Genomic DNA, 21,166 nt, shown 5'->3' on the forward strand with positions numbered 1-21,166 from the left:
GCCACGGATGGCCGCCAGGGAGGATATCGATGACAGAACGCGTCAAGCTGGCCCTGATCGGGTGTGGCGGGATGGGCCGCCGGCACCTGCGCGGCATCACCCGGCTCTCGAAGTCGTCGATGGCGAACCTGGAGCTTGTCGCCGTCTGCGACCTGAACGACGAGAACGCCCAGTACCTGGCCGACGAGGCACAGGAGCTGCTGGGCACGCGCCCGCGCGTCTTCAACGATATGGAGACGATGGTCCGCGAGATCCCAGACCTCGGGGCCGCCAGCGTCACGACGGACGCGCAGTCCCATCATAAGGTGGCGACGGCCGCCCTGGAGCTGGGGCTGAACGTCCAGTGCGAGAAGCCCATCGCCGTGACGATGCGCGGCGCGAATCTGATCATCGACGCCGCCAGGAAGGCCGGCCGAGTGCTCTCGGTGGCCGAGAACTTCCGCCGCGATCCGATCAACCGGCTGATCAAGGCGCTGCTGACGGACGGGGCCATCGGCACGCCGCGCCTGATGATCGAGACCAGCATCGGCGGGCGCGACAACATCCTGATCACCCCGTGGCGGCACATGAAGCACACCGGGTCGATCACCCTGGACGTGGGCGTCCACAACGCCGACATCCTCCGCTACTACATGGGCGAGTTCAAGACCGTCTTCGGCGTCTCGCAGCAGCACGAGAAGACCCGCCGCAACACCGGCTCGACCGGCCCTGGCGGCTTCTACGGTCGCTGGTCCGCCAACTACCCGGACACCATCGAGCCGACCGGCCAGGACGCCATGTACGCCTACGTCGGCTTCGAGAGCGGCGCGTCCGGGCAGTGGATCCAGGATCACGCCGGCCACGGTCTCCGCAACCAGGCGCGGCACGTCTACGGTGCGACCGGTTCCCTGGAGTGCCCCGGCGACCGCAACGGCCGCCCGGTCAAGCTGCACCTGGACGATGGCACGGTCATCGCCGACGAGCAGATCCTGGAGTACGCGCCGAGCTACCAGCTGGAGCCGCTGGCGGCCGAGCTGTTCGGCGGCGAGCGGGTCTGGACCTACAGCTTCGACTTCAACGACACCGACAGCCGCATCCTGGCCCTGGAGTACTACGAGCTGGGCACGTGCTCGCTGACGGGCGCGCAGCCGGAGGTCACCGGCGAGGAGGCCCGCGCCGACGTGGCGCTGGCCTACGCCCCCATCGAGTCCGGGCGGCGCGGCGGCCCCGTCAGCCTGGACGACCTGGTCAGCGGGCGCGTCTGCGACTACCTGAACGAGGTCGACGCCCTGCTCGGGCTGGTGGCGACGCCGGCCTCGGCCTGAGGCAAGCGGAGCAGCGGCCCGCCTGATTCGCCGGCGGGCCGCCTCACCCCAACTATCACGCGGGGCGGCCGGGCGCGGGAGAGGGGGGTGAGGGGCCAACCTTGTGCTTCCCGCCCGGTGCATACTGCCGATCACCGGGAGGTGCCCGCCGATGCCGCCCACGTCGTCGACTGAGATCGCCTTGCTGCCGGCCGTCGAGCTGGCCGCCCGCATCCGCCGCCGCGAGATCTCCCCGCGCGAGGCCGTCCAGGCCGCCTACGATCAGTATCAGGCGCACAATCCTGCCGTCAACGCCGTCGTCACGCCCACCTACGAGCAGGCCCTGATCCAGGCTGACGAGGCCGAAGCCGCCGTCCTGCGCGGCGACGACTTCGGGCCGCTCCACGGGCTGCCCATCGGCCTCAAGGACATGACCGAGACGGCCGGCATCCGCACCACCTACGGCTCGAAGCTGTACGAACACAACGTCCCCGACCAGGATGCCCTGCTGGTCACGCGGCTCAAGGGGGCCGGCGGCATCATCATCGGCAAGACCAACACCCCCGAGTTCGCGGCCGGCAGCAACACCCACAACCCCGTCTTCGGTCACACCCTCAACCCCTGGAACCTCGCGCTTAACCCTGGCGGCTCCAGCGGCGGCTCGGCGGTGGCCCTGGCGACCGGCATGTGCGCGCTGGCCGAGGGCAGCGATCACGGCGGCTCGCTCCGGAACCCGGCCTCCTACTGCAACGTCGTCGGGTTCCGCGTCAGCGCCGGCCGCATCCCCGCGTACCCCTCACCGTGGGTCTACGACCCTTTCAGTGTCCACGGCCCGATGGCCCGCACCGTCCGCGACGCCGCCCTGATGCTCTCCGTCATGGCTGGGCCAGACGACCGCGTCCCGATCTCGATCTCGGAGCCGGGCGCACCGCTCGCCCAGGCCTGCGAGGCCGGGCCGGACGGCATCAAAGGCTGGCGGGTCGCCTGGACGCCCGATCTCGGCGGCCTGCTGCGGGTCGATCCCGCCGTCCGCCGGCTGATCGAGAGAACGGCCCGCCAGTTCGCCGACCTCGGCTGCGAGGTCGAGCAGGCCAGCCCCGATCTGCACGACGCCCTGGAGATCGTCGGGCCGCTCCGCGCGATGCGGACGGGGGCCGTCCACCAGAAAGAGCTGGCTCGCCTGGACGAGGTCGAGAACCCGTTTCTCAAGCAGTTCGCCGGGCGGGCCGAGCGGCTCGGCGCGCTCGACATCGGCCGGGCCGAGGCCCGCCGCTCCGCCCTCTGGGAGCGGGTGCGCGCCTTCTTCGAGCCGTATCAACTGCTGATCCTGCCGGCCACCCAGACAGCCGCCTTCCCGAAGGAGATCGACCGGCTCACCAGCATCGACGGTCACCAGTTCGCCGATCCGCTCGAATCGTCGCTGACGACCTACGCGATCAGCATCACCGGGCTGCCGGCCCTGGTGCTGCCGTGCGGGTTCACCGACGCGGGGCTGCCGGTCGGGGTGCAGCTTGTCGGACGCTGGCGGCGCGAGGCCGACGTGCTCCGCGCAGCCGCCGCCTACGAGGACGCGCATCCGCACCATCAGAAACGCCCGCCACTGGTCCACGGCTGACGGGGACGCCACAGCAGGATGGTGGTATACTCGAACACGTCCCCGCTTGCGTTTTTCCAGTGTATTGACGACGAGGTGCTCTCGCCGTGGCATTTTTCATCACTGACAAGTGTGTTGGCTGTAGCGCCTGCGAGCTGGTGTGCCCCGTCACGGCCATCACGGGCGTCAAGAAGGCCTTCTACTTCATCGACCCGAAGATCTGCATCGACTGTGGCGCCTGTGGCCGGGCCTGCCCCTACGATGCCATCCTCGACACCTACGGCGATCTCGCGGTGAAGATCCGCCGCACCGAGTGGCCGAAGCCGGAAGTCACCGAAGAGATCTGCTCGGGCTGCAAGTACTGCATCGACATCTGCCCGTTCGACTGCCTCAGTCTGGAGGACGTGAACGGCCAGCCGTGGGCCTCGGTGGCGAAACTGACCAACCCGAAGGCGTGCGTCTCGTGCTACCTCTGCGAGGCCTCGTGCGACAAGGGCGCGATCGTGCTGATGGCCCCGGAGAACGTCAAGGCAGCCGCCTCGGCGCGCTTCAACAAGTAGCTCACGATTCCGTTCAGGCGCACGGTTGCTGCGAGGGCCCGCCGAAACCCGGCGGGCCTTTCTCATGTGCCGTCTGTGCGTTTCTCCTGACTCCTGGAAGGGCCTGCCGTGATGTCTGATCCCTCCCTCTCGCAGATCGCCGAGGTGGCCGCCGAGGCCGCGCGCGCCGGCGGCCAGATCCTCCGCGACTCGTACGGGCGGGTCCAGTCCGTCCGCTTCAAGGGTGCGACCGACCTCGTGACCGAGGTCGACGTGCGGGCCGAGCACGCCATCGTCGCGCTGCTCCAGGAGCGCTTCCCGACCCACCAGATCCTGGCCGAGGAAGGCTCCGTGGGCGGCGACGACCCGCGCCACCGCTGGATCGTCGATCCGCTGGACGGCACCACCAACTTCGCCCACGGGCTGCGGGTCTTCTCGGTGTCGGTCGGGTACGAGCGCGACGGCACGCTGGCGGCCGGGGCCGTCTACGATCCGTCTCAGGACGAGCTGTTCCAGGCCACGGCCGGCGGCGGCGCGACGGTCAACGGCCAGCCGATCCGCGTCTCGAAGACCGACACGATGCTGCGGGCGCTGCTCGGGACCGGCTTCCCGTACGACCGCGCCCTGATGCCGATAGCGCTGCGCCAGTTCTCGGCCGTCAGCATGCAGGTGCAGGCCGTGCGGCGCGTCGGGTCGGCGGCGCTGGACTGCTGCTGGGTGGCGGCCGGCCGCTTCGACGGCTACTGGGAGAACGTCGTCAACGCCTGGGACGTCGCGGCCGGCGCGCTGATCGCCATCGAGGCCGGCGCCGCGATCACCGACGTCAAGGGCAACCCGTTCCGGGTGGACTCGGGCAGCATCCTGGTGGCGAACCCGGCCCTGCACGGGCAGATCCTTGCGACGGTCACGGAAGCCAGCCGCGAGGCATAGTCTGGGGCGTGGGGCGTGGAGCGTGGAGCGTGGAGCGTGGAAGGATGCAGCCTGTCGCGCGCCATGAACCGACAGCAGGGATGCAACGCTGCGAGTTCCAATTGTCATCCTGAGCGTAGCGAAGGACCTCACGCGCTGACGCGGGGTTGACGGTCAGCGGGTGAGATCCTTCATTGCGCTCGCAGGCTCGCTGCATTCAGGATGACACGGCAACGGTCGGTGACGGGCGTGGGTGGCGGCGTCTCGGCCGGCGCCTCGTCGCTGCATTCAGGATGACACGGCAACGGTCGGTGACGGGCGTGGGCGGCGGCGTCTCGGCCGGCGCCTCGTCGCTGCAGTCAGGATGACACGGCAACGGTCGGTGACGGTCAGCGGGTGGGGCGCACGATGACGGTCGGCGGATGACACGAGCTTGACGGTCAGCGGGTGAGGTCCTTCGCTGCACTCAGCATGACATGGCTTCGCGCGCGCATTGCATGAGATGACGGCGTGTCACTGCCCGAACCTGCCCGCCCACAGCCTGCGCCTACGGGACCATCTCAAGAAGCGCAGCACTGTAGCGCGGGGCTTGTCCCCCGCCCGGTCCACAGGAGAGGCGGGCAGGGGTGAGCGGGCGTTTCGCCTGTGGCTCAGTCGGGGTAGCGCGACAGCCCTTCGATCAGCAGCTCGACGAACGCCTCGCGATTGACCCCGAGCGCCACGTCGGCATTCGGCGTCCGGTCGGTCATCCCCCAGATGTCGCAGACGGTGCGGCCGGCCGTGTACGTGCCGCCCAGCTCCATCACCACGTTGACGTGCCTGGTCTGGAGCAGGTCCGGGCGGATCACTGCCGCCACGGCCAGCGCGTCGTGGACGGGCACGCCTTCCCAGCCAAAGCGCCGCTCAGACCCGATGGCGAACCAGGTCAGCAGATCCGCGACCATCGTACTGACGGTCGAGCCGAGCGCACGGATCCGCTCGCGGTCGGCGGTCATGATGCGGGCCTGGTAGGTCACATCCAGCCCGACCATGGTGACCGGCACGCCGGACTCGAACACGACAGATGCGGCCTCGGGATCGACGTACAGGTTGAACTCGGCGGCCGGCGTGACGTTTCCCAGGTGGGCCGAGCCGCCCATCAGCACGATGCGGCTGATATTCTGCTTGATCTCGGGAGCACGCAGGAACGCCATCGCGACGTTGGTCATCGGGCCGACGGGCACCAGCGTGACCGGCTCCGGCGACTCCCTGACAGTACGGATCAGCAGGTCAACGCCGTGCTCGGACACCAGATCGACGGTCGGCGGGCCGAAATCGTAGCCGTCGAGGCCGCTCTCGCCGTGCGCGTAGGGGGCGGTGACCAGCGGGCGGACCAGTGGGGTTGCCATCCCGGCAGCGACCGGCACGCCGTGGATCTTGCCGACGGTCAGCGCCCGGCGGGCGTTCAGCGAGGTCTTGTCAAGCGTCTGGTTGCCGGCCACACAGGTGATCGCCAGCAGCTTGAGCTCGGGTGCGCGAGCCGCCAGCAGGATCGCCACGACGTCGTCATGGCCAGGGTCGCAATCGATGATGATCGGCGTAGGCATCGTCGCCCTCCATCCGGCTGCAAACTGGCTGAGTATGCCTCACCGGGGCTGTCGCTCAACGGGACAGCCTTCAGGACAACCCACGACCCTCGATCCCGCCGCGCCGGTGCGCCGTCTGCCGCCGATCTGCCATCATCGGGCCGCGCACGGCGCGCGCATCGTGACAACGGCGTCTTCGGGTGGCCCGACGTCCGGGGCGGCCTGCCCCACAAGCGAGGATCGTGAAGCTATGAGCGACGCGTCTGGATCGACGGAGCTGCCCGGCTCCATCGCGTTCATCAAGTACGGCAAGGCGAACGTCTCGTTCTATCGCACCTACGCCCGCCCACTGACTGGCCTGACCCCGATCCCTGAGTCGGCGTTCGTGGGGCGGTCCAACACGCTGTTCGCCTATGACGCGGAAGTCCAGGTGCTGGATCAGTCGCTCGCGCCGGCCTACACCGTGGGCGACAACTCGATGGTGGTGGCCACGGACACCATGAAGAACTTCATCCACCAGGTGGCCGTCGAGTTCGATGGCTCGACCCTGGAGGAGTACCTGCTGTTCCTGGGCCGCCGCTTCTTCGAGACCTGGGACCACGTCACGAGCCTGCGTCTGCTGGGCAGGGAGCTGCCGTTCCCGGCCGCCATCGTGGCGCAGGAGGGGGGCTTTGGTCCGAGCGGCGCCCTCTTCGGCGAGCAGCGCGCGGACTACGGCTCGGCCATGCTGGAGGTCGTCCGGGATGGCGCCAGCACGACGCCCCGCATCGTGGCGCACCAGGGGGGCCGCGAGGGGCTGCACCTGATCAAAGTGACGGGCAGCGCGTTCGCAGACTTCGTGCGCGACCAGTACACCACGCTGCCGTCGGTCAAGGATCGGCCGCTCTACATCTACCTCGACGCCTTCTGGAAGTACGCGGACGCCGCCGACGCCGTGTCGTCGGACCACAGCCGCTACGTGGCCGCCGAGCAGGTGCGCGACCTGCTCGCCACCGTCTTCCACGAGTTCGTGAGCATGTCGATCCAGCACCTGATGCACGAGATGGGGCAGCGGATGCTGGCGCGCTTCCCGCGGCTCTCGGAGGTCTGGTTCGACGGGCAGAACCGGCTCTGGGACACGGTGGTCGTGTCGCAGGAGAACGACAAGATCAAGTCGTACTGCGATCCGCACCCGCCGTACGGCAGCCTTCACCTGACGCTGAAGCGCTCGTAGCCCCTGCTGCCAGCGAATCGGCCTCCCCCTCACCCCGCGCGGGGTGAGGGGGAGTTCGTGTCTCTTCGAAGACGAAGCCCTACGGGTTGCGGTCGGGGTCGGTGAGGCGCACGAAGCTGAAGCCGGAGGCGCGGAAGCCGCTCGCGCCGCCGTCGGCGGCGAGGCTGAACGTCAGCAGCTCGCCGGCGTAGCGGCCACCACGCACCATGAAGGCCAGCGGGTCAGCGGTCGGTTCGAGGGCGATGGGCGGCGTGGGGAAGATCGACGCGCCCTCCTTGAGCAGGAGCTGGCCGTCGCGGTACTCGACGCGCAACAGGATGTCCCCGATGTGCCGCATGCGGTACAGCCCCAGGAAGCGGCGGTAGTCGGCCGGCGTGGCCGGCAGCGGCCCGACGGGGCGCGTCCGCTCGGCAGCGGCCACGCCCGCCGTCAGCGTGTCCATCAGCTCGCCGGCGATCGCGTCGGCAGCCCCGACGCCGTCGATCAGGAACACCAGCCCGACCTTCAGCGAGGCGTCGAAGAGGATCTGCGAGCGGTAGCCGGGGACGCTGCCGCCGTGCCCGTGGTAGATCCGCTCGCCGTGCCGCACGATGCGCCAGCCGAAGCCGTAGCCGCCGGCCCAGCTCGGCTCGACGTAGACGGCCCGCTGCATCTCGGCCAGCGAGCGGCCGGCCAGCAGTTGGACGCCGCCCGCCTCCTGCACGTCTACTCGAAAATGGGCCGAGACCCAGCGGCTGAGATCGCGGACCGTCGTCCAGAGCTGCCCGGCCGCCGCCATGCCGTTCAGCGGCGAGGGCGGCGCGATGGCGGCTTCGTCGGCGTAGGGGTGCGGCAGGTGGCCGGTGGCAGCGCGCCCGGCCAGGGCGTCGGTCAGCTCGTAGCCCGTGGAGGCGAGGCCGAGCGGCTCGAAGACCATGCGCTGCATGTAGGCGGGATAGGACTCGCCCGAGACGCGCTCGATCACCTCGCCGAGCAGCGTGTACGCCAGGTTGGAGTACTTGAACGCCGAGCCGGGCTGAATCGCCACCTTGACCTGGGGCAGCACGGCCAGCCACTCGTCACGGGTGGGGAAGCGGAGCGAGATCCAGTGATCGAGCGGCGGCTCGCCCATCAGGCCCGAGGAGTGCGACGCCAGCCGTCGAAGGGTCACCTCCTCGATGGGGCCGAACGGGTTCTCGACGGCGGCGAACTCCGGCACGTGCTTGACGAGCGGATCGTCGAGGTGGAGCTTGCCGGCGTCACGCAACTGGACGATGGCCGTTGCCGTGAACGTCTTGGTGATCGAGGCGACGCGGAACAGGGTGTCCGGGCCGATGGTGTGGCCGTGCTGGTTCGGACCGGCCGGGCCGCCCTGCGGCCCGAAGGCGTAGCTCCAGGCCAGGGCGGCGTCAGGCTCGCGGCCGGCCACGACGCCGACAACCGCCCCCGGCAGCCCGTGCTCGACGACGAGATCGGCGGCCTGCCGTCGGAGGATGTCGGCGAGCAACGGCTGCCAGGAGGATGCGGTCATCGGTGGATGCTCCTTTGTCGTCGGGCGCGCAACTCGGATATGGCCCACTGGGCTGGGGGGTGAGGGCCGCCTGACCACTGAAGACTGATGACTCGTCAGATGCCCATGTCGCGTAGGATGCGGATCGTCTGGCCGAGCGCGGCCACGGCCTTCAGTCCCCACGGGCTGGCGAACAGGGTGATGTGATCCACGCCGGCGTCGTAGAACGCCTTGAAGCGCCGGGCTGCCTCGTCGGGCGTGCCGACCAGCGCGTTGGCATGGATGCCGCCCGGGCACTCGTCCGAGCCGGGGAACGCCACGAAGCAGGCGATGGTCTTCTGAAGCGAGGCCGGGTCGCGCCCGACCTCGGCGCAAGCGGTGTCGAGCGCGGCAAGCTGCTCCGCGAACGCCTCGGGGCTGTTCCCGCCGACGACGTTGTAGGCGTCGGCGTACTTCGCCACGAGCCGCAGCATGCGGGGCTGCTTCGCACCGATCCAGATCGGCGGGCCGGCCGGACGCGGGCCGTGCGGGTGCAGCACCGAGTCTTCGACCTGATAGTAGGTGCCGTGGAAGGTGACGCGCTCACCCTTGAGCAGCGGCAGGATGATCTGCAACGCCTCCTCGAAGCGGCCAGCCAGGCGATCGAACGGGAAGCCGAACGCCGAGTACTCGGGCTGGTGGTAGCCGGCCCCCAGCCCGAGCAGCAGCCGGCCGCCGCTGACCTCGTCCAGGGTGTCGGCCATCTTGGCGAGCAGGGCGGGCTCGCGGAAGCTGGTGCAGGCGACGAACGGCCCGAGCGTCACGCGGCTGGTGATGCTGGCGATGGCGCTGAGGACGGTCCAGACTTCCCAGCAGCCGCGCTCCTCGCCGGCCGGGATGTTGTCGAAGCTGCCGTACTTGCGGAAGATCAGGTGGTCTGGCGCGAAGAGCGTATCCACGCCCGCCTCTTCGGCCGCGACGGCGATCTCCCGCAGCTCGGTCCAGGGCACGATCCGCCCGGCGCCCGGCACGAGATGATCGCCGCTCCGCATCATGAGGCCGATCTGCAAGCGGCCCCGCCCGCCCCGCGTGTTCCCGTTCGCCATTGGTGTCCCCACTCCTCTCCGAGCCGCGCCGCGCCCACTCGACGGACGCCCGACAGGCCGGCGGCATCGTAGCAGACCCGTCGATGGTGGGTCGTGGGTCGTGGGTCGTGGGTCGTGGGTCGTGGGTCGTGGGTCGTGGGTCGTGGGTCGTGGAAATGCTCTACGTGAGGTCGTTGATGGCGCGCAGCAGTCCCTGGATGTAGCCGGTCTGGTAGCCGCGTGCACGGAAGTTCCAGCCGGAATCGCCGATCATCGCGGGGGCGTGGTCGTCGATGATCGCGCCGCTGAACCCGGACTTCTTCAGCGCAACCATCGCAGCGGTCACGTCCAGGTCGCCGGTCCCGACGAAGCACTCGGAGAAGTCGCTGGCGGTGCCGGCGATGTCTCGGAAGTGGACGTAGACGATGCGGTTCTGCGGCCCGAAGTGCTGGATGCCGCGCAGGACGTTGGCGGTGCCGCCCATCTCGGTCCAGCAGCCGATGCAGAGCAGGAGGCCCCAGGCCGGGCTCTTGATGGCCTGGGAAGCACGCTCGAAGCCCTCGAAGCTGGAGAAGATCCGTGCGACGCCGCCGATGGGGCCGTCGTTGGGATCGTCGGGGTGCAAGGCGAGGCGGATGCCGGCCTCTTCGGCGGCGGGGACGGCCTTGCTGACGAAGTACTGGTGGGCTTCCCACATCTCGTCAGCGGAGATCTCGCGGCCGAAGGTCAGCTCTGGCTTGAGGTCGGCGCGGCGGTACTCGGTCATGACCGCGCCGCCGCGACCCTGGCGGTGGCCGGTGCGGTAGAGCGGGTGCGGGCGGAAGTTGTAGCCGAGGACGGGGATGCCGGCCTTGCCGATGTTGCGGATGGTCTGGCAGTAGTTCTCAAGCTGCTCTTCGCGGCCGGTCTCGCCGAGGCGGACCTTCATCCAGAACTCGTGCGGCGTGTTCTGGATCGACTCGATCTTGAGGCCGTAGCTCTCGACCCACTCGCGGAGCTTGACGAGGTCATCGTACTCCCAGAGCGTGTCTCCTGGGAGCCGTTCGGGCGTGGCCAGCACGACGCCATCGCAGCCGAGCTGCTTGGCGTAGATCAGGTGCTCGTCGGTAACGTCGCGCGGGAGGCCGATGGCGATCCGCATGGTGTCCGGCACAGTCCCCTCCTTCGTGGCCGGCCGAGCCGGCGGCAGTGCCCGGCCAGGACGGTTGACGGGGAAGGATAGCGCGCGGCGCGGGCCGGATCCCCCCCGCCCTCCGACAAACCTGACTGTTGACAGCATGCGCCACCTTCTTCTGGTAGTGCAACGCCAACGACGCCCGGCGCAAACGGCACCGACGGTATCCTGTGCGACGAGCTCTTTGTAGAGGGGTTGATCAGGTCGTGGGCCGGGGGAATATTGAGCTACATGCTCCATTGTGATCCCGGTGCTGAGCGCGTAACAACCCTCCCCGCTGAGTGGGCAGAGCCGGAAAGGCTCCCCACGATGAGAACAGGGAACGAAAAGAAAGACTCCACCATGCCACTCACGGATCATCCGACCGGCAACTATCAGTTCTTGCCTATCGCCAGAGCCCCGAGGATCACGGGCGCCGCCCCCTTCTCCAGTGGTGTGCGCGCGATGGCGGGCTACGAGCTTGTCCGCACGACATTCCAGGTCCCGCTGCCGTATCTCATGGGCTTCGCCGCCGCCGCGCGCTACCTGGAAGCCGTCGGGAGACCGCGCACGGCGCTCTGCGCCGTTGAGATTCGAGTACCCAGGCCGCTGACGATGGACGAATTCGTCTCGTTCAATGCCGACTACATCGCATTGCTCGGTGAATGGGGCGTCCTCGTGGATGGGCAAGTCCCCATCGCTCGGAGCAACGTTGCACCGCTCGGCAGCCCACCCGCTGAGATCTCGCTGTATGGCTTCTCGTATGTCGCTCTGTCCGACGTAACAGCGCCGAGCTTCTTTGTCTCGGCTGCCCCTGAGAAGGCCGATGTGCGCCCCGGCGAGACGACCCCCGACGCCCTGCGCGAGAAGGCGGCGAGCGCCATGCGGTCGATGGACAGCGGCCTCACCGCGCTCGAAGTGGGCTGGTCGGACGTGACGGCGCTCAGTATCTACACACACCACGACATCCACGCGTTCCTCGACGCGGAGATCATGGCGTCACTGGGGCCGAACGCCGTCCACGGCCTTCACTGGTACTACGGCCCGCCGCCGATCGTGGGGCTGGAATTTGAGGTGGATGTCCGCGCCATCCGCCGGGAGTTCCGCCTGTAGCCCAACAGGCTTCGCGATGGTCAGTAGAGGGCAGCAGAGGGCTGCGTGAGTTCTACGTGCTCACCGAGCCACGAACTCCTGATGCCCATCACCGAGGCAGGCAGAGGGGCCGGCTTCCTTGCGCTCGCCTACGCGATCGACCGCATCTCACGGCGCAGCGAGCCTCCAGGCAGGATGCATTGACGACGCAGGATGGTACAACCACGCCTGATCTCGATCTCGGGTCTCAGTCTGTAGGGGTGGAGCGCGGATGGCGGCAGGGCGGGACATGGCGGCAGGGCGGGACGTGGCGGCAGGCGGGCAGCCGGGCCGGCAGACGGGTCGGCGCGGTGGCGGACACAGGCGCGGCGGCGGCCATGGGCACGGGCAGGGACACGGTGGCGGGCACGATAACGGTGGCGCGGAGGCCAGCCGGACGGCCGAGCCGAGGGTCTGGCCGGCCAGCGACGATTGGGCGGGCTGGGCTGCCATCTGGGAAGGGCGCATGCAGGCGTTCTTCGCGCGGCGGTCGGCCTGCATCGCGGCGATCCTCGACCTGCTGGCCGAACTGCTGCCAGACGGCCCGCTGCGCGTCCTGGACATCGGGGCGGGGACGGGCAGCCTCGCCGGCCCGATCCTCGAACGCTTCCCGCAGGCGACGGTCGTGGCGCTCGACCTGGACCCGGTCCTGATGGCCATCGGGCGGGGCGTGCTGGGCGACGGCGGCGGTCGGCTGGCGTGGCGACAGGTCGATCTGCGCGCGGATGGCTGGCCGGAGCAACTGGCGGCTGATGGGCCGTTCGACGCCGTCGTCTCCCTGGCGACGCTCCACCACTTCAGCAGTCGCGAGCTTGGCGGCATCTACACGTCGCTGGCGGGCCTGATCCGCGCGGGCGGCATCCTGGTCAACGCCGAGGGACTGGCGGCCGGCCGACCGGATGCGCCGCTCTCGACGCGCTTCAACGAGATCCGGCGGCGCCGCTCGCCGCCGGCTGACGGCTTCTGGGAGGCCATCGGGGAGAACCCGGCCCTGGCCGAGGCGGTGGCGGAGCGCGAGACGCTCCGCGAGCGCATGCACGGGGCCGGGCCACGGCTCTCGGCCGAGGCGCACGTGCGGGCGCTCCGGCGGGCCGGCTTTGCCGACGCAGCCGTGGGCTGGCGAGCCTTTGACGAGGCGGCGGTGGTGGGTCTGCGGTAGCGGAGGCCGCGCCCCTGCCTCCGCCCCTGCCGGTGGGAATGGGGCCGTCAATCCTCGTCGAGGACGGGCGCCGTCTCCCAGCGCTGCCCCTCGGGTGACGCCTCCCAGGCCGCGAGGTCCAGCAGGCCCAGACCTCGGCCGTAGCCAGCCTCGTCGCCCTGGATGTTGGTCATGAACGCCAGCCAGCGGCCGTCAGGGCTGACGTTGGAGTTGGTGGCGCGCCAGGGCTTGCGATCGCACATGCGGGTCATGCGGGCGCGGCGGCCGGAGCCGTCCAGGGCCAGCTTCCAGAGGTCGATGGGCAGCGGGTTGTCGGCGTCGGAGTCCACGCCAGATTCCAGGCACATGGACTCCCCGCCCGGGAAGACGCCCTCGCACTCGTTGTGCACGCCGCGCTCGTTGACGTAGTAGCGGACGGCCTGCGTGGCGACGTCCACACCCTTGACGGTGCACTTCCAGCGGGGCGTCTTGCGGGTGGACTCCGCGGAGTACTCGGCCAGCAGCACCTCGCGGTCGTCGTGGCGGAAGTCCTGCGGCTCGGGCCGGCGGCCATCCTCGACACGATAGATGCGCCGGGTATTGACCAGGCGCGGCTGGCGCTCGTCGCTGGTGTCGACCTCGGAGACGTAGCACTCTGAGACACCCTCCCCGAGGGACGGCTCCTGCAGGTCGTTGACGGCGTAGGTGATGCGCGGCGCGATCCACGAGACGCCCATGCCCTCGAAGAAGGTCCGCCCGAGGGGGACCGGCGGGCGGCTGGCCTCGCGGTCCATCCACCACATCTCGGACTCGACGCGCCGGCTGGTGTGCCGGTCCTTGAACGCCTTCGGGCCGATCAGGATGTAGCTGCCGTCGTACATGAACAGGACGCGCAGGAAGCTGTGATGATCGCCCAGCCCCTTCGTCAGGTTGCGGACGGTGCGCGTCTCCAGGTCAAGCTCGCAGGCCTCGCCGTAGTTGGTCTCGATGAAGGTGATGCGCTTGCCGTCCGGAGACCAGTACGGGCGCTCGCCGTAGTCCAGGAGCTTCTGGTGAAACGGCGGCGGGTTGTCGAGGACGTGCGGACCGTCATAGCGGGCGTTCGGCATGGAAAGCCTCTCTTCAATACATGGGTGCCGGGTTCTGGGGGCTACTGGTAGCGAATGCGCGGGTCGAGCCAGGCGTAGGCGATGTCGGTGAACAGGTTGGCGAGCAGGACGGCAAACGCCATGACCAGCACGATGGCCTGCAGCACCGGGAAATCGCGGTTGAAGATGCTGTCCGCCGCGAGCCTGCCGATCCCGGGGATCGAGAAGACGCTCTCGGTCACCACCGCGCCGCCGATCAGCACGCCCAGCTGCAAGCCGATCACCGTGAGCACGGGGATCAGCGCGTTCTTGAGGGCGTGCCCGATCACCACCCCGGACGACTTGAGACCCTTTGCGCGGGCTGTCGTGATGTACTCGCGCCCGAGGATCTCCAGCATCGACGAGCGGACCTGCCGCATCATCACGGCGGCCGTCCCGCCGCTGACGACGAGCGTCGGCATGATCATGAGCCGGAGGTTCCCGAGCAGGTCTTCCGACGGCGAGATGTACCCGGACGGCGGCAGCCAGCGCAGGTACAGCCCGAACAGCAGGATCAACAGCAGCCCGAGCCAGAAGTGCGGGATGCAGGTGGCGACCATCGACGCCACCGTACCGATCAGGTCCAGTTTGGAGCCGGGGCGCGTGGCCGACATGATCCCGATGGGGATGGCGATGACCAGCGACAGCGCCATCCCCAGAGTGCCAAGCTGGAGCGTGGGCCAGAGGCGCTGCCCGAGCAGCGTGCTGACCGGCTGCCGCGTGGACGTGGAGATGCCGAGGTCGCCGCGCAGCAGGCGGCCGGCCCAGTCGAAGTACTGGACCAGCAACGGGCGGTCCAGCCCCATGTCCTGGCGTAGCTGGGCGTAGAGGATCGGGTCGCGGGCGTTCTGCTCGCCGATGATGGCGAGGGCAGGGTCGCCGGGCAGCACGTAGGTCAGCGCGAACGAGGCGAGGCTGACCAGGAAGAGGACGGGAATCATCTGGACGATGCGCACGGTCACGTAGCGAAGCATCGAGTCCGGCCCTCCTTCCTAGACCCGACCGCGCATGCGCGGATCGAGCGCCGCCCGCAAGGCGTCGCCGAACAGGTTGGTCGCCAGGACGGTCAGGAAGATCGCCGCGCCTGGGAAGAGCGCCAGCCAGGGCGCGGTCTCGGTGAACTGGTAGCTCGACCGCAGCATCCCACCCCAGCTGGCCGTTGGCGGCGGGACGCCCGCGCCCAGGAAGCTGAGGCTCGCCTCGGTGACGATGGCGGCAGCCACCCGCAACGAGGCCTGCACGATGATCGGCGCGGTGATGTTCGGCCAGATGTGCCAGAAGATCGTGCGGGCCGCGCCAGCGCCGATCACCCTGGCGGCCGTTACGTACTCCAGCTCGCGGACCGAGAGGGCCTCGCCGCGCGCCAGCCGGGCAAACTGCGGCATGAAGATGATACCGATGGCGACCATCACGTTGAGCAGGCCCGGCTTGAGCGCCGCCGTGATCCCGAGCGCCAGCACCAGGGCCGGGAACGCCGCCAGGGCGTCCATGATCCGCATGATGATGTCGTCAACCCAGCCGCGCAGGTAGGCTGCGACGAGGCCCAGGCCCACCCCGAACGCGATCGAGATGGCGACGGCCACCAGCCCGACGCTGACGGAGGTCCGCGAGCCGTAGATGATGCGGCTCAGCACGTCGCGCCCGATGTCGTCGGTGCCGAGCAGGTGCGCCCGCGACGGCCCCTCCATGACGTGGGCGTAGTCCTGGCGCTCGGGGTCGTACGGCGCGATGACGTTGGCGAACATCGCGCAGAAGACGACGACGAGCAGCACGGCGGTCGCCGGGACCGCCAGCCGCTGCCGCAGGAGAAAGATGAGGGTGGCCGCCCGCCGCTGCCGACGCACGGTCGGCAGCGGCGCAGCGCCCTTGAATGCGGTTGTGGCCTGCATCAGGTCGGGCTAGGCTTCCAGCCACGCGGCGCGCAGATCGAAGCCGGGCTCCTGGGTCGGCGCGATGCCCTGGAGCTTCTTGGTCCGGGCATCGAACCACTGCTTCATCCAGATGGTGCCGTACCAGCCGGTCTCGTAGATCCGCTTCTGGACCTCGGCGTAGGCCTGGGCGCGCACCTTGTCGTCGAACGAGCTGCGGCCCTTGGCGAGGAGGTCGTCCATCGTCGGGTCGGACATGCCGCCGGTGTTCTTGCCCTCGCCGGTCTGGAAGCGGCCGGCCAGGATGCTGTCCGGGTCCGGGCGGACGCTGGTCTGGTAGAGGTTCATGTCGAATTCGAGGGTCTGGGTCTTGGCGAGGAACGCCAGCCGCTCCAGCACCTCGATGTTCGCGCGGATGCCGACGTCGCCGAGCATCTGCTTGACCATCTGGGCCAGCTGCTGATCGACGGGCCGGTTGATGATCAGCAGGCCGACATCCACGCCGTCCTTGAAGCCGGCTTCGGCCACCAGCTGCTTCGCCTTGGCCTGATCGAAGGAGAACTTCGGCAGCTTCTCGTCGTAGCCGAGGTAGCCCGGGGTCAGGAACCAGTACTGGGCCTCGCCAACGCCCTGCCCGAGCACCTTGGCCGCCGCCTCGCGGTCGATGGCGTAGTGGACGGCCTTGCGGAGCTGCTCCTTGGCGAACGGGCCGCTCTTGGCGCTGAAGGTGAACTGGTACTGGTTCTTCTGGTACTTGTTCTCGACGACTTCCAGGTTGGCGTCCTGCCGCGCAACGGGGATGTCCTTGGCCTGGACGTTGTCGATCAGGTGGACGTTGCTGGAGCGCAGCTCGGTGAGGCGGACCGAGTCGTCGGAGATGAAGCGGGCCCGGAACGACTCGAAGTAAGGGAGCGGCTGCCCGTCAGCGCCCTTGTCGTAGTATGAGCCGGTCTTGGTGTAGACGCTGTGGCTGCCGGAGACCCACTCGGTGAGCTTCATCGGGCCGGTGCCGGCGGTGGTCTCGGGCGAGGTGCCGTAGTTGTCGCCAGCCTTCTCGGCCATCGCCTTCGAGATCATGAAGGGGCGGCCATCCGCCGCCTGCGAGAGGTTGCTCAACAGCGAGCCCTGCGGCCCGGTCAGGTTGAGCTTGAGGGTGTACGGGTCCACCACCTCGGTGGAGGTGATGCCGGTGACGAAGGCGCGCGCCTGGGACTTGCTGTCGTTCATGCGCTCGAGGTTGAACTTGGCGACCTCGGCGTTCCAGTCGGTGCCGTCGTGGAACTTGACGCCCTGGCGCAGCTTGAAGGTGGCCGTGCTGCCTTCGAGCTTCCACTCGGTCGCGAGCTCCGGCTCGGCCTTCATGGTGCCGTCCGGCTGGATCGTCCAGCGCACCAGGGTGTTGTAGATCAGGTTCTGCGATGGCGGGGTGCCCGTAGAGCGGTGCGGATCGAAGGTCTGGGTGGGGTTCTGATGCCCCATCACCAGCGCGCCGCCGCGCTTCGGGGAGCCGGCCGGGGCAGCAGCGGCGGCCGGCTTGGAAGCGGCGGGAGCGGTCGTAGCCGCCGCGGCGGGCGCAGCCGGCGGGTTGCTGGCCGCCCCGGCCGCCGGCGCAGTGGTGGCCGCTGGCGCTGCTGGCGCGGTCGTGGCGGCCGGCGCCGGCTTCGAGGCCGCGCCCGCGCCCTGATTGCTGGCGGCCGGCGGCGCGGCCTGCTGCTGTCCACACGCCGCGAGCAGCGCGGCGCTGCCCGACATCACGACAAAGGACAGGAAAGTCCGCCGGGACGTTCTGCGAACCTGCATGGTTCTTCCCCTCACCCTTCAGTGGTGCGGAGCACTGAGCCACCCGTCGCTCAAGGCCCCGCCCGAGTCCCGCATGCCGCGGCGCTCAACAGGGCGAGCGCGCGACGCCGACTGGATGTTGACAGCGCTGTCATCCCGTGGAGAGAATGGCAACGCCGCCGCCACACCGGTGGCGCGGGAATGGTACCTTTGCTCTATGATGTGGATCAAGTTGTTCCGCATGGCGGAACGCTGGACGCTCTTTGCACCCCTGTGGTGCCTGGAAGGGCCTCAATGGCGCGGAGGTTGCGCGAGGGGGTGCAGTCGGTTGGCCGGGCGCTGGACCTGTTCGAGCGTCTTGTGAGCGCGGAGCGCGAGCTTGGCCTGCGCGACCTGGGCGAGGCCTGCGCGCTGCCGGTCGGCACGGTCCACCGCCTGCTCGGGTCGCTGGTGGAGCGGGGGTACGCGCGCCAGAACCCGGCGACGCGCCGCTACACGGTTGGCCCGAACGCCCTCGAGCTTGCGCGGCGCATCCTGGCGCGGGACGATCTGCCGTCGCGGGCAGAGCCGTTTCTTCGCCGGCTGGCGCAGCTCACGGGCGAGAGCGCCAACCTGGCGGCCCTGGACGGCTCCCAGGCGGTTTACCTGGTACATGCTGCCCCGCCCCGCACGATCAGGATGTTCACGGAGGTCGGGAATCGCGCGCCGCTGTACGCCACCGGGACCGGCAAGGTGCTGCTGGCGCACCTCGAACCGGTCCGCCTGGACGCGATCCTGGGCCGCTTGGAGCTGCGGGCCTACACGCCGACGACGCTGACCACTCGTGAGGGGCTGCTGGCCGAGCTGGCGAAGATCCGCCGGCGGGGCCACGCCCACGACGACGGCGAGTTTGAGGAAGGGGCGCACTGCATCGCGGTCCCGGTCCGGGACGGCACCCAGCGGGTCGTGGCGGCGCTGAGCATCTCCGGCCCGACGAGCCGCCTGACCCGCGAACGCGCAGACGCCTGGCTGCCGCAGGTGCAGGAGATCGCCCGGGAGCTGTCCGAGGCGCTTGGGGCGCAGCGGCAGCGGCCGGCGGCAGCGGCGGGGGTCTGTCAACCGATGGTTCCAGAGACGACGATACTGGGAGTGACACGTGCCGAGCACGACTGAGACGATTGGGTATGCCGTGATTGGGGCGGGGCTGGTGGGGCCGCGCCATGCCGCTGCCGCCGCCAGGACGCCGGGCGGCCAGCTGGTGGCCGTCTGCGACCAGCGGGCGGACCGGGCCGAGGCGCTGGCCGAGCAGTTCGGGGCGATCCCGGTCACGGACGTGGACGCCATCCTGGAGCGGAAGGATGTGCAGATCGTCTCGGTCTGCCTGCCGACGCGCCTGCACCTGGAGGTGGCCGAGCGGGTGGCGGCGGCCGGCAAGCATCTCGTCATCGAGAAGCCGCTGGAGCTGAGCCTGGAGCGGGCCGACCGGCTGCTCAAGGTGGCCCGCGAGCACAAGGTGCAGGTCGCTGCGATCTTCAATCGCCGCTTCATCCCGGCCCTCAAGGCGACGAAGCGGGCGATGGAGGAGGGGCTGCTCGGCGAGCTGCTGGTGGCGGACATGTACTACAAGAGCTACCGCTCGCAGGAGTACTACGACGATTCTGGCTGGCGCGGCACCTGGGAGCAGGAGGGCGGCGCGGCGCTGATCAACCAGGGCATCCACGGCGTCGACCTGGTGCGGTGGATCGCCGGGCCGGTGGCGCGGATCTTCGGGTACGCCGATCACCTGCGGCGCGACATCGAGGCCGACGACACGACGGCAGCGGTGGCCCGCTTCACCAACGGCGCGATGGGGGTGATGCAGGCGACGACCTCCGTCGAGCCGCGCCTGCCGGACCGGCTGGAGTTCCACGGCACGAAGGGCTCGGTGCAGTTGTCGAGCTACCGGATCGCCAGTTGGAGTGTGCCGGGCGCTGAGGGCTGGCCAGCCGAGGTCGAGGCCGAGGAGCAGCGGCTGCTGCCGGGCGCTGGCAACCTGGAGACCATCGGCCACAACGCACAGATCGCGGACATGATCGAGGCGATCCGGGACGGCCGGCCGCCGGCCGTGAGCGGCGAGGAGGGCCGGGCATCGCTGGAAGTGGTACTGGCAATCTACGAGTCGGCGCGGACGGGCCGGGAGGTCGTGCTGGCCTGAACGCGGGAGCGGGGCGGCCGGGAACATTCCTCGTCTGGCGGACGTTACAACATATGCCATGCGAGACGAACGCTCCCGAGACGAAGATCAGCATCCCGGCCTGCGCCGATCCGACCGCCGCGAGCAGCAGCGGCGGAAGGCGCAGCATGGGATGCGCGTCGGCGCGCGGCCGGACACACTCCGGCCCGTGACGGTCGAGCGCGTCGCGAAGCTGACGAAGCGGCGGAAGCGGCGCTGACCGACAGGCGCTGGCGGCTGACCGCTGACGGCAGCGCGATTGCCTGTTCGTCGGTGTTCCCACGACGCTCGTGAGCCAGGGACTGCGGCGGCGGGTCGAGCGCGACGAATACCAACGGCGTCGTGACGAATGACGCCGACAACCGCCAGAATCTCCCGGTCCTGACCCAGGCCATCGCCTTCGGCGGGGCCACCCGGGTGACGGGGACGCTCAACAGCCTCGCCGACACCACCTTCACCGTGGACGTCTACAGCAACCCAGCCTGCGATGCCACCGGCTACGGCGAAGGGCGGACCCTCCTCGGCTCGGCGGCGGTGACGACCGTCGGCAACGACGGGGCGTTCTCGTTTGACGTGACCGGCGGGGCCGTCGGCGCCAGCACCACGGCGACCGACACCAACCCGAGCAACCAGACCTCCGAGTTCTCGCTGTGCCGCACGGCGGCCGGCGCCGGCACGATCAAGAACGACGACGCGGCCCCGGTCTCGACGCCGGACGACAGCGGCGGGGGCCGTAGCAGCGGCAAGAACAAGGACAGCGACGCCCAGAAGCCGCCGAGCCAGTTGCAACAGCAGCAACAGCAGCACACCAACCAGTCGAACCTGGACCAGTACCACACCGAGGGGAACATCGCGGCCATCGAGCGGTCGGCGGACGGCGCGGCGCTGCTGATCACGCTCGCGCTGGGGCGGGGCGAGACGCTGGTGGTCGAGTACCGCGGCTCGCCGCCGGACTGCCCCGAGCCGCGGGTGGGTGACTACCTGACGGCCGACGGCGAGCAGGGCGGTCGCGAGGAGCAGGGCCGCTTCATCGCGGAGCAGATCGAGGTCAGCAGGCGGCGCTAACCCAGGCCCAACTTGAGAACCGCAGGCCCTCACCCCCCGACTGGGTCGGGGGGTGAGG

At 69.5% G+C, this 21,166-nt stretch carries 19 protein-coding genes; 11 read left to right on the plus strand and 8 right to left on the minus strand.

Features of this window, described 5'->3' with window-relative positions:
- Positions 1–29 precede the first annotated feature (29 nt).
- The 4 genes from IT306_19945 (at position 30) to IT306_19960 (ending at position 4,346) form a co-directional block, all read left to right on the plus strand.
- Complete coding sequence (locus tag IT306_19945) at positions 30–1,304, plus strand: Gfo/Idh/MocA family oxidoreductase (protein ID MCC7370703.1); 1,275 nt, start codon at positions 30–32, stop codon at positions 1,302–1,304.
- Between the two features lie 151 nt (positions 1,305–1,455).
- Positions 1,456–2,898 (plus strand): amidase, encoded by a 1,443-nt coding sequence (locus IT306_19950; protein MCC7370704.1) that lies wholly within the window; start codon positions 1,456–1,458, stop codon positions 2,896–2,898.
- Positions 2,899–2,984: 86 nt separating this feature from the next.
- Entirely contained in the window at positions 2,985–3,437 is a 453-nt protein-coding gene (locus IT306_19955) for a 4Fe-4S binding protein (protein ID MCC7370705.1), read from the plus strand.
- Positions 3,438–3,548: 111 nt separating this feature from the next.
- Positions 3,549–4,346 (plus strand): inositol monophosphatase, encoded by a 798-nt coding sequence (locus IT306_19960; protein MCC7370706.1) that lies wholly within the window; start codon positions 3,549–3,551, stop codon positions 4,344–4,346.
- A 629-nt stretch (positions 4,347–4,975) separates the two neighbouring features.
- Here IT306_19960 and IT306_19965 read toward each other — a convergent pair.
- Positions 4,976–5,911, minus strand: a complete 936-nt coding sequence (locus IT306_19965; protein ID MCC7370707.1) for a nucleoside hydrolase — start codon at positions 5,909–5,911, stop codon at positions 4,976–4,978.
- 229 nt (positions 5,912–6,140) lie between these two features.
- On the opposite strand from IT306_19965, the gene pucL reads away from it, so the two are divergent.
- Positions 6,141–7,103 (plus strand): urate oxidase, encoded by a 963-nt coding sequence (gene pucL, locus IT306_19970; protein ID MCC7370708.1) that lies wholly within the window; start codon positions 6,141–6,143, stop codon positions 7,101–7,103.
- Between the two features lie 79 nt (positions 7,104–7,182).
- Here the strand turns inward: pucL and IT306_19975 are convergent, their stop codons facing one another.
- The 3 genes from IT306_19975 to IT306_19985 all read right to left on the minus strand — a co-directional run bounded on the left by IT306_19975 (position 7,183) and on the right by IT306_19985 (position 10,809).
- The gene (locus tag IT306_19975; protein ID MCC7370709.1) at positions 7,183–8,613 is read right to left on the minus strand and encodes a beta-lactamase family protein; all 1,431 of its coding nucleotides are present in this window, start codon (positions 8,611–8,613) and stop codon (positions 7,183–7,185) included.
- 95 nt (positions 8,614–8,708) lie between these two features.
- Positions 8,709–9,677, minus strand: a complete 969-nt coding sequence (locus IT306_19980; protein ID MCC7370710.1) for an LLM class flavin-dependent oxidoreductase — start codon at positions 9,675–9,677, stop codon at positions 8,709–8,711.
- Positions 9,678–9,837: 160 nt separating this feature from the next.
- Entirely contained in the window at positions 9,838–10,809 is a 972-nt protein-coding gene (locus tag IT306_19985) for a mannonate dehydratase (protein ID MCC7370711.1), read from the minus strand.
- Between the two features lie 465 nt (positions 10,810–11,274).
- Here IT306_19985 and IT306_19990 point away from each other — a divergent pair, with 465 nt between their 5' ends.
- Both IT306_19990 and IT306_19995 read left to right on the plus strand, forming a co-directional pair.
- On the plus strand, positions 11,275–11,922 hold the full coding sequence (locus IT306_19990) for a RidA family protein (protein MCC7370712.1): 648 nt from the start codon (positions 11,275–11,277) through the stop codon (positions 11,920–11,922).
- Positions 11,923–12,172: 250 nt separating this feature from the next.
- On the plus strand, positions 12,173–13,099 hold the full coding sequence (locus IT306_19995) for a class I SAM-dependent methyltransferase (GenBank protein MCC7370713.1): 927 nt from the start codon (positions 12,173–12,175) through the stop codon (positions 13,097–13,099).
- Between the two features lie 47 nt (positions 13,100–13,146).
- Here IT306_19995 and IT306_20000 read toward each other — a convergent pair whose 3' ends face one another.
- The 4 genes from IT306_20000 to IT306_20015 are packed head-to-tail and all read right to left on the minus strand — an operon-like array spanning position 13,147 to position 17,873.
- On the minus strand, positions 13,147–14,187 hold the full coding sequence (locus tag IT306_20000; protein ID MCC7370714.1) for a PD40 domain-containing protein: 1,041 nt from the start codon (positions 14,185–14,187) through the stop codon (positions 13,147–13,149).
- 41 nt (positions 14,188–14,228) lie between these two features.
- Positions 14,229–15,179 carry an ABC transporter permease gene (locus IT306_20005; protein MCC7370715.1) on the minus strand — a complete coding sequence of 317 codons (951 nt, stop codon included), beginning with the start codon at positions 15,177–15,179 and terminating at the stop codon, positions 14,229–14,231.
- Positions 15,180–15,197: 18 nt separating this feature from the next.
- Positions 15,198–16,094 (minus strand): ABC transporter permease, encoded by an 897-nt coding sequence (locus IT306_20010; protein ID MCC7370716.1) that lies wholly within the window; start codon positions 16,092–16,094, stop codon positions 15,198–15,200.
- 9 nt (positions 16,095–16,103) lie between these two features.
- Entirely contained in the window at positions 16,104–17,873 is a 1,770-nt protein-coding gene (locus IT306_20015; GenBank protein ID MCC7370717.1) for an ABC transporter substrate-binding protein, read from the minus strand.
- A 273-nt stretch (positions 17,874–18,146) separates the two neighbouring features.
- On the opposite strand from IT306_20015, the gene IT306_20020 reads away from it, so the two are divergent.
- The 4 genes from IT306_20020 (at position 18,147) to IT306_20035 (ending at position 21,108) form a co-directional block, all read left to right on the plus strand.
- A complete protein-coding gene (locus IT306_20020) occupies positions 18,147–19,004 on the plus strand; it encodes an IclR family transcriptional regulator (protein MCC7370718.1) in 858 nt (285 codons plus the stop codon).
- Positions 18,988–20,025, plus strand: coding sequence for a Gfo/Idh/MocA family oxidoreductase (locus IT306_20025; GenBank protein ID MCC7370719.1), 1,038 nt, complete (start codon positions 18,988–18,990; stop codon positions 20,023–20,025). Before IT306_20020 ends, IT306_20025 begins: the two co-directional genes overlap by 17 nt.
- Before the next feature lie 58 nt (positions 20,026–20,083).
- A complete protein-coding gene (locus tag IT306_20030; protein MCC7370720.1) occupies positions 20,084–20,263 on the plus strand; it encodes a hypothetical protein in 180 nt (59 codons plus the stop codon).
- Between the two features lie 122 nt (positions 20,264–20,385).
- Positions 20,386–21,108, plus strand: coding sequence for a hypothetical protein (locus IT306_20035; GenBank protein MCC7370721.1), 723 nt, complete (start codon positions 20,386–20,388; stop codon positions 21,106–21,108).
- Positions 21,109–21,166: the final 58 nt, after the last annotated feature.

The organism is Chloroflexota bacterium (assembly GCA_020850535.1).
GTDB lineage: Bacteria > Chloroflexota > UBA6077 > UBA6077 > JACCZL01 > JADZEM01.